The organism is Polluticoccus soli, assembly GCF_029269745.1.
GTDB lineage: Bacteria > Bacteroidota > Bacteroidia > Chitinophagales > Chitinophagaceae > Polluticoccus > Polluticoccus soli.
Genome location: NZ_JARJHT010000001.1, coordinates 754,715 through 769,764 on the forward strand (window position 1 = coordinate 754,715; position 15,050 = coordinate 769,764).

Sequence of the window (15,050 nt, forward strand, 5' to 3'; positions counted from 1 at the left end):
ACAAATCTAAAGATGGACCAAGTAATGAAAAAGAACAAACTACTTCTATTCACCACGTGTTTGGTGTTATGGTCAGTGTTTGCCGCCAGGGCACAGACCTATTATATTAACGAGAACTTCAACAGCCTCTCGGCTGGAAGTACAACCCCTAGCGGATGGAGTAACAACCTCATTTCCGGCAGCTCAAGTTTTGACTTCTTCCGGTTTGGACAGTCTGGCGTATTCGACGCTGTCGGCAATCCCGGCACAAGAACCTCCAACAATAGTTCTGTAACAGGAATATGCGCCATATTTGATTCCGACAATACATCATCGGGGGGCGGGCTCGAAAACGTAGCGCTGGAATCGCCATCGTTCAATACCACAGGCGCAGTTAATGTGCATGTGCGGTGGGATCAGGATTATCACGGCGGTTATCAATCCGGCGATAGCATTAACGTAGAAGTGTTTGACGGTACCTCATGGATCAAAGTGTATGAATATGGTGCTTTTTCTACCACTGGTGCTGCTGCCATACAGAACTCTCCTGATATAGATGTTACTTCTGTACTTGCCAACAAAACCGGCTGCAAAGTCCGTTTCAGGTGGCGTGGCAACTGGAGCTGGTGGTGGATGTTTGATAATGTTCAAGTTTACTCCATACCGCCTACATATTATTTTATCAAGGAACCTTTCACTACAGCAAGTGGATCTACACCTCCTGCAGGCTGGTCAAATAACCTCATATCAGGCAGCCCAAGTTTCGACTTCTGGAGATTCGGGCAATCGGGTGTGTTCAACTCAGTTGGCAACCCCGGCACCAGGACAACCGGCAACTCAAACATGGCAGGCACTTTCGCCATATTTGACTCTGACAACACATCGTCAGGCGGTGGCCTGGAAAATGTTGCGCTTGAATCGCCTGTGGCAAACACTTCAGGATTTTCTTCTAACATCCATTTAAAATGGGACCAGGATTATCATGGCGGATACCAGTCGGGCGATAGTATCAACGTAGAAGTCTTTGACGGTACCAGCTGGATCCAGGTTTACGAATACCATGCATTTGCTACTAACGGCAGCGCCCAGATCCAAAACTCGCCAGATATAGATGTTACGTCCCTGGTTGCCAATAAGACAAATGTCAAGGTACGTTTCCGCTTCAGGTCTAATTGGAGCTGGTGGTGGATAATAGACAACGTTGAATTGTATGCTCCGGCTCCAACGCCCGTACCCGACTTTACCATCAACAATGCATCACAGTGCCTGCCTGGCAATAGCTTCAATTTCACCAATACATCTACTATCGCAGGTGCAAGCAGCACGATGACCTATAGCTGGAACTTTGGCGATCTAACCAATTCAACAGCTACAAGTCCATCGGGTAAAACCTACGCAAGCGCCAACACTTATACCGTAACCTTAACTGCAACAAGTGACCTCGGCGTATCTGCCAGCACATCAAAAACGGTTACCGTAAATGCTGTAGTTACTCCTTCTGTTTCTATTTCAGCCAGTCCATCCAATACCGTTTGCGCCAACCAAAGCGTAACCTTCACTGCTACCCCGACCAATGGCGGAACTGCTCCAACATACCAATGGAAGAAAAATGGTAGCAACATTGCTACAGGCGTAACATGGAATGCAGGTACTTCACTGGCGACCGGCGATGCAATCACCTGTGTGATGACCAGCAACTATCCCTGCCCTACAGGAGGCATTTCTATTGTTACCAGCAATACTGTTAACATGACAGTTAATCCTGTCCTTACACCATCAGTAAGTATAGGCGTAAGCCCCGGCAACAGTTTCTGCCCCGGCACTAATGCAATTTTTACAGCTACACCAACCAACGGAGGAACAACGCCAGCTTACCAATGGAAGAAGAACAGCTTTAATGTAGGCACTAACAGTGCAACTTATGCTGACAATACACTTACTACCGGCGATGTGATCACTTGCGTGATGACAAGTAATACCCCCTGCCCTACAGGCGGTGTAGCAACGGCTACCAGCAACGGTATTACTATCAATACATCTTTCCCTGCTTCTGTAAGTATCGTGGCAAGCACGTCGGCTCCGGTGTGCCCGGGAACTTCAATTACGTTTACCGCCACACCAACTAACGGTGGTACACCTGCATACCAGTGGAAAAAGAATGGAGGCAACGTAGGTACGGGGCTGAGCACCTTTACTGACGCCGTTGCTGCCGGCGATGTATACAGCGTGCAGATGACCAGCAGCATAGTTTGCGCATCACCCAAACCAGCAACCTCAAACACGATCGCCCCGCCAACTATTACACCACTTGTACCGAGTGTAGTTATCAACAAAACGCCGAGTACAGCCATATGCCCGGGAACAGCGGTTAGCTTTACAGTTACTCCAACCAACGGTGGTTTCGTTCCTACTTACCAATGGAAGCTGAATGGCACCAACGTGGCTACAACCAACAACTGGGGTAGCAGCAGCCTGAACAATGGTGACGTGGTGAGTGTGGTCATGACCCCAGGCAACAATGTGTGCGTAGCTCCTGCAACAGCAACAGGCACTACTACTATAACGGTTAACCCGGTAACTCCAGCATCGGTTACTATCTCGGCCAACCCAGGCAATACTATCTGCTCGGGTACCAGCGTGACCTTTACTGCTACACCAACAGGCGGAGGCACACCAACGTACCAATGGAAGAGGAATGGCGCTAACGTAGGCACTAACAGTGCAACTTACAATGCCGGCACTACACTCACCAATGGCAACACCATAGAATGTGTAATGACCAGCTCTGCCACATGCGCGATACCGCAAATTTCAAATAGCAACCTGATCACTATGAATGTGAACAGTACGGTAACACCGTCTGTAACTATATCAACAGTTCCTTCAGGAACCGCCTGCGTAGGCGGCGTGTTGCAATTCGTTGCCAACCCGCTGAACGGTGGTAACACACCAAGCTACCAATGGAAGATAGATGGTAACAACGTTGGTACTAACTTCCCGAGCTATACTGACAACGGTACGCTGACCGCAACTGCACATACTATTAGCGTTACGATGATCAGTAGCATTACACAATGTATCACTACTACAACGGCTACGGGCACGCTGAACAAAACCATCAGCCCACTCGTGACACCAACTATCTCAATTGCATCGACACAGGCGCCAGGCGGTGATGCTTGCGTAGGTTCGTCGGTAACATTTACGCCCACTACCACCAATGCAGGCAGTACGCCAGCGTACCAATGGAAAAAGAATGGCTCACTAGTAGCAACTGGTAGCAGCTATGCTCCGGGCGCCACACTGGTAACCGGTGATATTATCAGCTGCGAAATGACCAGCTCTGCAGCTTGTGCTTCGCCTGTTATCGTAAACAGCGCACCGGTGAATATGACTATATGGCCAAATGTTACCGCAGCAGTAACCATCACTTCTAACCCGGGTAATGCAGTAAGCTGCACAGGCCTGCCGGTAACCTTTACTGCCGCAGCTACAAATGTGGGTTCTAACCCAACCTACCAGTGGAAATTAAATGGCAACAACGTGGGTACGAATAGTCCAACTTATGTGGATGCTGCACTTGCAACAGGTAACACCGTAAGCTGCGTAGTAACTACATCTATACCTTGCTCAACACCTAAACCGGCTACCAGCAATACACTGACCATGACGATGAATCCGAACCTTACTGCCAGCATCAACGTGACTGCGACTCCGGATTCAGTTGGATGTGAAAAGACTCCCTTCACATTTAATAGCTTCTATACTTTGGGCGGCACCAACCCCGCATTCAAATGGTATAAGAATGGTACGCCGATACCGGGTGCCTCACAAGCAGTGTACAGCAGCAACAGCCTGGTTGATGGTGATATGATCGCTTGCGAGCTGATCAGCAATGGCGTTTGTACCGCACCTGTGATGAGCAAGCCGATAAGCATTGAGATCGTACCGTCGCCAGTGCCGACCCTGACAATAGTAGGCATCCCTGACAACCTGGGTATCAACTTTGTAGCAACGCTTACTGAAGGCGGCCAGAACCCAACCTTCCAGTGGAGGAAAAATGGACACGATATACAAGGAGCAACGGGACCTACCTATAAAGGTATTGGACTGGCTCCGGCAGACCAGATCAATGTGTTCGTGCACTCCGACGCCGAATGCGCGAACCCTGCCTTCCTGCTGAGCAATACGCTGGATGTTGGTAAGGTGACTGCGATCAACACAGTAACTTCTTCGTTCAACGAGCTGGCTCTGTTCCCTAACCCGAATAGCGGCAACTTCACCGTAAAAGGCACAGCTAAAACAACCGCAAACAGTCAAGCTTCAGTAGAAGTTCTGAACGCCGTAGGCCAGGTGGTATATAAAAACACGACTGTGCTTAGAGGCAGCGAACTGGAAGTAGACGTGAACCTGGGTGGCCACAACGCCGCAGGCATGTACATGCTACGCGTCACGGTTGACGGACACACTGATAACCTCAGGTTTATCGTGAAAGATTAAAAAACCTAATAAATTGGAAAGCGCCTCCCAGTGAGGCGCTTTTTTTTGCCTACTATTAAAGTTATATGCCGATTGCCTAATTTAGCAGCCCAAATCCACTTAAATGAAATTGCTCGAGAATAAAGTTGCCCTGATCACCGGCGCGAGCCGCGGTATCGGAGAAGCTATCGCATTGAAGTTCGCCCAGCAAGGTGCTAACGTGGCGTTCACTTATCTTTCTTCAGAGGAACGTGCGAAAGCGCAGGAAGAAAAACTGTCTGCTTTGGGCGTGAAAGCCAAAGCTTACAAATCGGACGCTGGCGACTACGCCGCAGCTGAGCAACTGGCTGCAGACGTAATGAAAGAATTTGGCACTATTGATATATGCGTAAATAATGCAGGTATATCGCGCGACAACCTGTTGCTGCGCATGACCCCGGAACAATGGGACGAAGTGATGCAGGCCAACCTGAAATCTGTTTACAACCTGACCAAGCAAGTGATCAAACCGATGATGAAAGCCCGTTCAGGCAGCATCATCAACCTGAGCTCTGTAGTAGGGGTAAAAGGTAACGCAGGCCAGGGCAGCTACGCAGCTTCTAAAGCAGGTATCATTGGTTTCACCAAATCGATAGCTGCAGAGCTTGGTAGCCGCAACATCCGTTGCAACGCCATTGCTCCGGGTTTTATTGAAACAGACATGACCCATTACCTGAAAGATGGCGGTGCCGAAAAATGGTTTTCGGGCATCCCCCTGGCACGCTTCGGCAAACCAGAAGAAATCGCAGACGTAGCACTGTTTCTTGCATGTGATATGAGCAGCTATGTGACCGGCCAGGTGATCAGCGCCTGCGGTGGCATGAGTATGTAGTAATCACTGCTTTAACTTAACCATTTAACAGGCAGAAAGCGGCTAAAGCACATTTACCGTAATTTGCCCCTTTAAAAGAAAATAGATGCAGAAAATTCGTGCTGCGATCACCGCAGTAGGCGCATATGTTCCAGACTTCGTAATGACGAACGCAGAGCTGGAAAAAATAGTAGATACTAATGACGAATGGATAACCAGCCGTACAGGTATCAAAGAACGCAGGATATTGAAGGGCGAAGGCAAAGGCACTTCTGACCTTGCAGTTGGAGCTATCAAGCAGATATTCGAAAAGCGCGGTATCGGGCCTGAAGAAATTGACCTCGTGATCTGCGCTACTACTACTCCCGATTTTCAATTCCCTGCTACGGCCAACGTAGTTTCTGATAAGCTGGGCATGATCAATGCCTTTGGATACGATGTAAATGCAGCCTGCAGTGGCTTTCTTTTTGCGCTGACCACCGGCTCACAATTCATAGAAACCGGCCGCTATAAAAAAGTAATCGTGATAGGCGCAGATAAAATGAGTTCCATCATAGATTACGAAGATCGTGCTACCTGCATCATCTTTGGCGATGGTGGTGGTGCGGTATTGCTGGAACCTAGCACAGACGGCACCGGCATCATGGACTCTGTATTGCGTAGCGATGGCAGCGGTCGCGCTCACCTGCACCAGAAAGCAGGCGGCTCTGTAAAACCTGCTACAGTTGAAACGGTAATGAACAAAGAACACTTCGTATACCAGGAAGGTCAGACCGTATTCAAATTCGCCGTGAAGAACATGGCTGATGTATCTGCCGAGATCATGGAGCGCAACAACCTGAAGTCGGACGACGTAGCATGGCTGGTGCCTCACCAGGCCAACAAACGCATCATTGATGCAACTGCTAACCGCATGGGCCTGCCTGAAGAAAAAGTAATGCTGAACATCCAGCGTTATGGCAATACGACTAACGGAACGATACCTATATGTCTATCGGAGTGGGAAAGCAAGCTGCACAAAGGCGACAACATCGTACTGGCAGCTTTCGGTGGTGGTTTTACATGGGGCGCTACTTATATCAAGTGGGCTTACGACACTAAATAATCCTGAAATTTCTCAAATAGAAAAAGCGCCGGTAACAACCGGCGCTTTTGTTTTTTTAACCATTCGCTTTATCTACGTTGGCCAGCTGGCCACACGCGGCGTCTATATCTTTACCACGGCTGCGTCGCAGGCGGGCATTTACCTTCTTAGTTTCGAGGTAGTGCATGAACTGATCCGTCACATCTTCTTCAGGCTTAATAAAGTCAGCCTTTTCGATCGGGTTGTACTCGATTATGTTGACCAGGTCAACTGGCACCTGCCTGTATAGTTTCACCAGTTCATCGGCATCCTTCTGGCTATCATTAAAGTCGCGAAAAAGGATGTATTCGAAGGTTATCTCGTTCTTCGTCTTCTTGTAGAAATAATTCAGCGCGTCAACGAGGTCTTCCAAATTGCTGGTCTCGTTGATCGGCATGATCTCATCGCGTTTCCTATCGTTGGCAGCGTGCAGCGACAGTGCAAGTTTAAAGCGCACCTCATCGTCGCCCAGTTGGCGGATCATTTTCGAAATACCCGCTGTAGAAACTGTAATACGGCGCGGGCTCATACCCAGGCTATCCGGAGACGAGATCATATCGATCGCCTTCAACACGTTCTTATAGTTCAGCAGCGGCTCGCCCATACCCATGAAGACGATATTGGTGAGGCCTTTGCCGTAATGCTCCAGCGCCTGCTGGTTGGCAAGTACTACTTCATCCACGATCTCATCAAATTCGACGTTCCGTTTACGCGGTAGAAAACCAGTAGCACAGAACTTACAAGCCAGGGAGCAACCTACCTGCGAGGATACGCAGACTGTCATACGCTTTTCAGTAGGTATCAGCACGCTCTCAATAAAATGACCATCGTGCAGCTGCAGGCGGTTTTTGATAGTGCCATCGCTGCTGAACTGGCTATGATGCACTTTTACCTTGGGTATATAATATCCTTCAGCCAGCTTCTCACGAAGGGGCTTCGACAGATTAGTCATATCACTAATATCGCCCGCAAATTTCTTCCACATCCATTCGTACACCTGTTTGGCCCTGAACTTAGGTTCACCCCATTCTTTGAATAATTTTTCCAGGTCTTCCAGGCTTAGATGCCTCAAATTCTTCATGTTGCAAAGGTACGAGCTCAAAATTTCATTAAATCATAAACTAAGGTGCGGATATCATAAAAAATTCTTTATATTTTAGAGCAAAATCACACATATGAAAAAAGTTCTCCGTTTCGTGGGCATTTTAATCCTGATCATCGTTGCCGCGGTGGTAATTCTTGGGCTCATAGCACCAAAAGAGATAACAGTAGAGCGCTCTATAGCGATCAACGGTTCGAAGGACATAGTGTCCGAACAAATGATGAAATATAACAATTATCAATATTGGAATCCCTGGGCTGATATGGATTCTAACATGAAATGGGATGTGACCGGTGAAGACGGAGCGCCCGGCGCCAGGTACCACTGGACAGGTCCCGAAGTAGGCGAAGGTGAAATGGTGACCAAAGAGGCACGACCTGATGGAATGAGCTACTCACTGCACTTTGTAGAGCCTTTTGAAAGCGATGCTGAAGGTACCTACCGGGTAGAGGATATGGGTAACGGCCAAACCAAAGCTATCCAGACATTTACTCAAAAAGAAAACTTCCCTATGAATGGCCTTATGATGGCTATGAACATGAGGGGCATGCTGGAGCAAAGCTTTGACAAAGGCCTGGCCAAGCTGAAAAAACATGTGGAGAGCGGCGCTGCGGGTGCTTTTGCTATTAAAGAAGTGCAGTTCCCTGCCAATACTTATGCTACTATTCGCAAAGACATTGGCTGGGATGAGATGAACAAATTCTTTGGCGAGAGCTGGGGTGTATTGGGCAAAGAAGCAGGTCAGAGGATCACTGGTGCTCCCGCAGGTATATTCTATACCTGGAATGAGCAAAACCATAGGACCGATGCCGCTGCGGCCTTTCCAATATCTGGCAGTGAACCAGTGAACAGCGCTATATTGACAACAGTACCTGACTCAAGGGCGTACATGGTGGAATATAAAGGCGGTCAAACCGGTATGATACGCGCGCACGAAGCTATCGGCAAGCGTATGGCAGCCAATGGCAAGAAGCAGAGCTACGTGATCGAAGAATACATCGTTGGCCCTGAGCAGGAAGCAGACTCAAACAAATGGCGTACGAATATCTATTACATACTCCAGTAACAGAAAATTGTCATATAAAAGCTGCGCTTACAATGTGAGCGCAGCTTTTTCGTTATTAAGCCAGTAGCTTGCTATATTCGCAACGCAAGTGCCAGACCGCCAATGAAGCTTTCGGTAATTATCGTTAACTACAATGTAAAATACTTCCTTGAAGTATGCCTTCACTCTGTACAAAGAGCGATACAAGGCATGCCTTCGGAGATCATTGTAGTAGATAATAACTCGAAAGACGGCAGTGTGGAAATGGTAAGAGACAAGTTTCCGGCGATCATCCTGATAGCAAATAATGAGAATACCGGCTTTTCAAAAGCCAACAACCAGGGTGTGACCATAGCCAAAGGAGAATATGTACTGTTCCTGAACCCTGACACGGTGATGCCTGAAGATTTCGCCAACAAAATGGTGGCGTACATGGACGCGCATCCTGAGGCCGGTTCTATAGGTCCTCGGCTAATAGATGGAAAAGGGCAGTTTGCGCCGGATGGCAAGAAATCTTTTCCATCACTCTCGGTGGCTATTTTCAAAACACTTGGCATTAATAAACTCTTCCCGAAATCGCCTTATTTCAACAAGTATTATGCAGTACACATAGGTGAACGCGAAACTGCTGAAGTAGACGTGCTTTCGGGCTGCTGTATGATGGTACGGAACAGCGCGATGCAAAAGGCAGGAGGAGCTTTTGACGAAGACTATTTCATGTACTGCGAGGACGTAGACCTGTCGTACCGAATAAAAAAGGCAGGTTACAAGAATATATACTACCCTGAAGTTGACCTGATACACTACAAAGGCGAAAGTACACGCAAGGCTACCCTATCTTATGTAAGGATATTTAACGAAGCGCTGTCAACCTTCGTGAAGAAGCACTACAGCAAGCAAAACGCTGCGTTGTTCATTTTGCTGATCAATATCGGCATTGTACTTAGGGCCATACTTGGTGGGGTGAGACAAGTATTGAAAGTGCTCCGCATGCCGCTGTTTGACGCCCTCATATTACTGGGCACTCTCTGGGTGATAGAAGACTTCTGGGTAGAGCAGGTAAAGGAGATCCGGCCCATTCCACTGGGGTCGATACTGGCAACCTTTCCAGCTTATATTTTGATCTGGGTACTCAGCCTATATATCAACGGCGCATACGATCAGCCATACAAGGCACTGCGCGTGATAAGAGGTATGGTCACCGGCACAGTAGTGATCCTGGCCTTCTTTGGCTTGCTGCCCGCCGAACTCAGATATTCGCGCGCTATCATCATCTTTACGGCTTTCAGCGGAACGGTGATGATGTTGGCCCTGCATGAACTGTTATACCGCCTGGGCATCTTTAAGTTCATACCCTACGACAAGCTACCACGTAAGGCTATCATCGTCGCCTCGCCGGAGCCGTATCGTGAAACAGCCGCCATCCTGCAGCGAGTGCACTATGCCCCCGACCTGGCCGGACGTATCAGCACACACGAATACCATGAAGGTGCGCTAACAAGCCTGAACGAAATGAAGCAACTGATGTATACAGCCAGCATCAACGAAGTGATATTTTGTGTGAACGGGCTGACCTATACTGAGATCTTCACGCAAATGGAGCAGTGCGGACCCGATTATGACTACAAGATACACCTGCCGGGCAGCCAGAGCTTTGTAGGCAGCAACTCAAGCCATACAGCCGGCGACCTGTATACCATAGACAAGCGTTATCATTTGTCGGCTTTCTCGCACCAGCGCAACAAGCGGATGGTGGACATCTTCGCTTCTGCAGGCTTTTTACTGCTGTTTGTTTTCATAGGCTGGTTTGTTAAAAAGCCGGGAGCTTTCTTCGGCAATATCTTCACGGTATTGACAGGCAGGAAGACCTGGGTAGGCTATGCAGCCGGAGTAAGCACAAAAGGACTGCCACAAATAAAAGACGGGATCATTCCACCATACAACATTTTACCAGCTTTTGAGCCGCCGTACGAGGTTAAACAACAGCTAAATACAGTGTATGCACAGAAGTATACGCCTACTGCAGACATCAACCTAATGCTTAAGAATTATAAATATCTGGGAAGTTTTTAAAAAAAGATTTTGCAAAACTAAGAAGTTGATTATTTTTGCAATCCCAATTCGCACTCCTCCTTAGCTCAGTTGGTTAGAGCACATGACTGTTAATCATGGGGTCTCTGGTTCAAGTCCAGAAGGGGGAGCAAGATCAAAAAGGTCGGAATTTTTTCCGGCCTTTTTATTTTTCTGACCTCCCAAACCCTTGCCAGTATTGGAAAAGAGACTGAATAATCCATTAACACGACTGGTTCGATAACTTTTACCGTCAAAAATCACTTTTTCGGGAAATATCGAACCAACAATCTCCCGCTTTGCAGTGAGATCAGCTTGTGTATAGTATTTCGATATGTCTGGCAGGATCATCAATCCGTAAGTGAGATACCTGTCAAAAGATGATTTTATGCCATTTAGCTCCTGGTATTCAATATCCATTTTATTAAGTTCTTCTTTATAGCGTAGCTTGGCTTCATTGAAGTCTTCATAGCTAATCTTGTCATCAGCTAGTTTGTCCGCAAGCGAAGCTAAACGCCCATTTACTAAACGCATTTGTTTATCTATATCCGCGAGCTTCTTTTTCCTTTCACTATCGTCTTGCTGAAACATGTCCTTTAAAACCTCTTTGTATAATTGCACTACATCGGTTGGAACCTCAAAGGTTTTGAGGTATTCAGCAAAACATACATTGGCATTATCAGCCCTAAAGCGCTCTTTGCAACCATTTTGGCAATGATAATAGTGGTGAATTGACTTATTTCTGCTCACCGAGCCGCTTCCAGTTAAACTCTTACCACAATCTTGGCAAATGAGATGCCCCCTCAGTGGCAGTTGCTCATTTAGCGCCTGAGTTTTCGGCCAGTTTCTTTTCCGTCTTTTCAACACAAGCTGAACTTTGCTAAAAACGGTTTCAGAAATTATAGGCTCATGTATACCTTTTACCAATTCTTCAGGCTCATTTTGCCACTCCTTAACAAGAATATAGCCATAATAGAATGGATTTCTAAGCATGTTCATGAACGCTTGCTTTGTTCGCTTAAAACCCTCGTTATTCAGCATTCTCCTGACCTCTTCACAGCTATAAAGCCCGGATGCAACTAGATCAAAAGCCTTTTTGACATAAGGCGCATTTGCGCTGTCTATTACTACCAATTTTGTATTGGTATCATTATCATAACCAACCGGGGCAGGCCAGACCCAACGGCCTTGCCTTAGCGCTTCACGCATGCCCCTTTTAGTATTATCGGCCTTTAGAATATTCTCATGCTGAGCAGCTCCAAACTGCAGAAGGTTTTGAAAAAACTTGTTCGGATTGGTGAAGTCATACGAACCGTCACTAAGTGACTCAACCTCGATATTATTTTTCCGAAGGTTTGTAATTTGAGTATACCCCTCAAATGCATCTCTCGTGAATCTATCAGCTTTAGTAACCAAAAGTAAATCCGGACGAACTCTTTTCAGACGGACATCCTCTAAGAAACGCTGATATTCTGGCCGTTTGAAGTTTTTCGCAGAATGGTCATCTTGATAGTGACCGACAATTTGATAACCCTTCCTTGTGCAATAATCTTTTAAGCGGTTATATTGTTCCTGCAAACTAAAACCTGTTCGTTTCTGCTCATCGGTTGATACCCTTGTGTATAATACTGCTTTCTTCATCACGATTTCTTTGATAATTTTGATATTCGATAGTTGCGAGTTGATAAAGTAATTCTCTGATCGTAACTATCTCCTCTGTAGAATATTTTGCTCCTTGGTTATTCAATATTTCACGGCATTGCTCAACACTTAGCATTGTTTCAAATCATCCATACTCCTAGGTAGCAGAAAGAGTAATCTTACTATTAATAAATAGTCATTGAAGGGAAACTAAGCTAATTGAAGTTACCTTAAAGCACTATAAAAGCAATGAAAGCATTCAGTTTTACAGTTCGGAAAATGCTGCTACCTATATGTCCATGACCATAGACATATGCACTTCTCCATTTGGAGTATAGCTTGTAGTAACTTTTGTTAGCTTGTAGGAGCTTTTGTTAGCTTACGAATAATCTTGATGTAACTTATAACAGTATTATGCTTGCTAATAGTGCTGTAAATTTTGCACGAGTGCTTGCGTTAGATTGAGTAGACGTGAAGTAGCTTTTGTTAGCTTGTGGATATGACTGTAGCTTGCGAGTAATTTCTGTCTGTTCTTTTCTCAAAAAAAGAAAAACGACAACAAAGATAGCAAAATGAAAAGTAACTAATTAAAGTCACTTTAAACCATCACACCAATTGATCAACGGGTTCTTCTTAACGCATGTTCATGAGTGCATAGCTGCCATCCCGAACTCAGATTATCTAAAATTGGTAGACACATGAAAACCTTAGAATGGGAGCTATAGACTATCTACAGCATTTTGAAAAAGATAGGCAAGTAAAAAGCGCAAGCAAAAAAGGCGAATTCTTAAAGTGTTTTTATCCAACTTGGCTAACTGAGACGGACGAGACAAAGGATAATCTGTCCAAAGACTTCAACAAGCGCGAAATCGAGCCAACGTGTGAAATAAACGCAGTATTCACATCCTCGGAAACGAATGATTTGTGCAATAACAGATTGACACACCCGAAACCGAGGTAAGCTAAAAAACGCACATCAACCTAAGTAATCCAATGTTGTCTAAATTAGGAAGTGATAAGCCTTAAATTTATTACCTTAGTCTTACATATATAAAAATGAGATTTTGTTGCCTGCTTGAAAATCAATGTTACTACACTATATCTCTGAGAAATGAGCCAACGAATAATTGAAGTAATTAAGCGCATTGACCTCCCAACTTTACACTCATTAGTTGGCCCAGTAATATTAAAGGCCATAAAATCAATTCATCAGGAAGGTAACGAAACGACAATTGCCGAGATACTCTCATTAAAGTACGGGTATCTTATTTTGAACTACCCTGACACGCGCAAAGCATTGATTAACTCTTTGTCTCCGAGTGATGCTCTTTCTTTGTCCAAAGCGTGTTCTTTGGACAGCACTTCGTCGAGAGAGGCTTACAACAAGCTCATTGCCTTTTTTGAAAAAGCTTACAATACTGATAAAAGTCGCCTACTTGTTAACTTTCTTGGACTTGACGATCAATTTATCCTTAAGCACACTACCGATAGCCGCACAGCAGTTGAAGAAATTAGTGTACGATACGGCGAATCTATGAAGATTGTTCCGTACTTACACCCGTACCAGAAAAAGGTAAAGGACGAAGCTATGACCCGCCTGATTCAGCGTACAGAGAAATCTTTCTTCATACAAATGCCAACTGGTTCGGGAAAGACATTTATGGCACTAGAGTGCTTTGTTGATTTACTGAGAAGGCCTCAGCTATACGACGGAAAGAATATAACTAACAATAAATTTCTTGTGTGGCTCGTGGATAGAAATGAACTCGCTGAGCAAGCCTTCCAATCCTTTGTAAAACTTTGGAAGCTGCGCGGCGATAGAACGGTTAAGGCATACCGGTTATTTAAAGACTTTGAGCCAGATTTCTCATCAACGGAAGGCGGTGTGGTTTTTGCTGGATTTGACAAGCTTTATGCTATTTTAAAAAACCAAAAACACGCAGCTTACAAATCAGTCCTCAATTTAATTGCAAATACAGAATTGCTGACAATTGACGAGGCCCATCACTCTCTTGCCGAGACATACTATCAGTGTATTAGCAAGTTTCGGGAGACCCCGTTGATCAAATTGCTTGGTTTGTCCGCTACTCCTGGCACGAATGATTACGAAACGACGAAGAAAATAGTTGAGTTATATTCAAGCGACAAAATTTCAATAAGAGATCCCGACTGGAAGGAAGTACCAAGTGCAATAAAATACCTCCAAGACTTAGGCTATTTGGCAAAACTCGATACAAAGCTTTTGGAAACAGGAATAAACTCTAAAGATGATGATACTGAACGAGTATTAGACGATTTAGCATCGAACAGCGATCGAAACGAAAAAGTCATGGAGCAAATACAAATTGCCCACGACAATGAAGAATCAACAATTGTTTTTGCTTGCACTATCGATCACGTTTATGCTCTTTTGATTCTCTGCAGGTCACGCAATATCAATGCAAAATTTATTATTGGTGAGGTCGACCAAGCTGACCGCGTCGATATTTTACGGGAGTTTCGTGAGGGAAAATTCAGAATACTAATAAACCTAGACATTCTTTCAACGGGAATTGATCTACCAAATGTCAATAAAGTGATCATTGCGAAGCCAATTAGTTCACCAAATCTTATCAGTCAAATATTGGGCCGCGCATTACGTGGGCCTCGAAATGGCGGAAATGAAACTAACACAATAATTAATATTAAAGATAATCTTGTCAATTTCCCAGGAGCGTCGTTCCTGTATCATTACTATGAGGGTGACTGGCAAAAAATATAA

Annotated in this window: 8 protein-coding genes and 1 tRNA gene; 7 read left to right on the top strand and 2 right to left on the bottom strand. The window is 45.5% G+C overall.

What is annotated here, in order from left to right:
• Positions 1–24 precede the first annotated feature (24 nt).
• The 3 genes from P2W83_RS03490 to P2W83_RS03500 all read left to right on the top strand — a co-directional run bounded on the left by P2W83_RS03490 (position 25) and on the right by P2W83_RS03500 (position 6,413).
• Entirely contained in the window at positions 25–4,479 is a 4,455-nt protein-coding gene (locus tag P2W83_RS03490; protein ID WP_276132304.1) for a PKD domain-containing protein, read from the top strand.
• A 103-nt stretch (positions 4,480–4,582) separates the two neighbouring features.
• A complete protein-coding gene (fabG, locus tag P2W83_RS03495; protein ID WP_276132305.1) occupies positions 4,583–5,329 on the top strand; it encodes a 3-oxoacyl-[acyl-carrier-protein] reductase in 747 nt (248 codons plus the stop codon).
• An 85-nt stretch (positions 5,330–5,414) separates the two neighbouring features.
• Complete coding sequence (locus P2W83_RS03500; RefSeq protein WP_276132306.1) at positions 5,415–6,413, top strand: beta-ketoacyl-ACP synthase III; 999 nt, start codon at positions 5,415–5,417, stop codon at positions 6,411–6,413.
• 55 nt (positions 6,414–6,468) lie between these two features.
• On the opposite strand, the gene rlmN is transcribed toward P2W83_RS03500, so the two are convergent.
• Positions 6,469–7,512 carry a dual-specificity RNA methyltransferase RlmN gene (gene rlmN / locus P2W83_RS03505; RefSeq protein ID WP_276132307.1) on the bottom strand — a complete coding sequence of 348 codons (1,044 nt, stop codon included), beginning with the start codon at positions 7,510–7,512 and terminating at the stop codon, positions 6,469–6,471.
• A gap of 94 nt (positions 7,513–7,606) precedes the next feature.
• Here rlmN and P2W83_RS03510 point away from each other — a divergent pair, with 94 nt between their 5' ends.
• From P2W83_RS03510 to P2W83_RS03520, 3 genes are all read left to right on the top strand, one after another.
• Positions 7,607–8,599 carry an SRPBCC family protein gene (locus tag P2W83_RS03510; protein ID WP_276132308.1) on the top strand — a complete coding sequence of 331 codons (993 nt, stop codon included), beginning with the start codon at positions 7,607–7,609 and terminating at the stop codon, positions 8,597–8,599.
• A 102-nt stretch (positions 8,600–8,701) separates the two neighbouring features.
• The gene (locus P2W83_RS03515; RefSeq protein WP_276132309.1) at positions 8,702–10,651 is read left to right on the top strand and encodes a glycosyltransferase family 2 protein; all 1,950 of its coding nucleotides are present in this window, start codon (positions 8,702–8,704) and stop codon (positions 10,649–10,651) included.
• 54 nt (positions 10,652–10,705) lie between these two features.
• A tRNA-Asn gene (locus P2W83_RS03520) sits at positions 10,706–10,779 on the top strand.
• On the opposite strand, the gene P2W83_RS03525 is transcribed toward P2W83_RS03520, so the two are convergent.
• The gene (locus P2W83_RS03525) at positions 10,745–12,289 is read right to left on the bottom strand and encodes a recombinase family protein (protein WP_276132310.1); all 1,545 of its coding nucleotides are present in this window, start codon (positions 12,287–12,289) and stop codon (positions 10,745–10,747) included. The two genes, P2W83_RS03520 and P2W83_RS03525, sit on opposite strands and share 35 nt — an antisense overlap.
• Positions 12,290–13,400: 1,111 nt before the next feature.
• On the opposite strand from P2W83_RS03525, the gene P2W83_RS03530 reads away from it, so the two are divergent.
• On the top strand, positions 13,401–15,050 hold the full coding sequence (locus tag P2W83_RS03530; protein ID WP_276132311.1) for a DEAD/DEAH box helicase: 1,650 nt from the start codon (positions 13,401–13,403) through the stop codon (positions 15,048–15,050).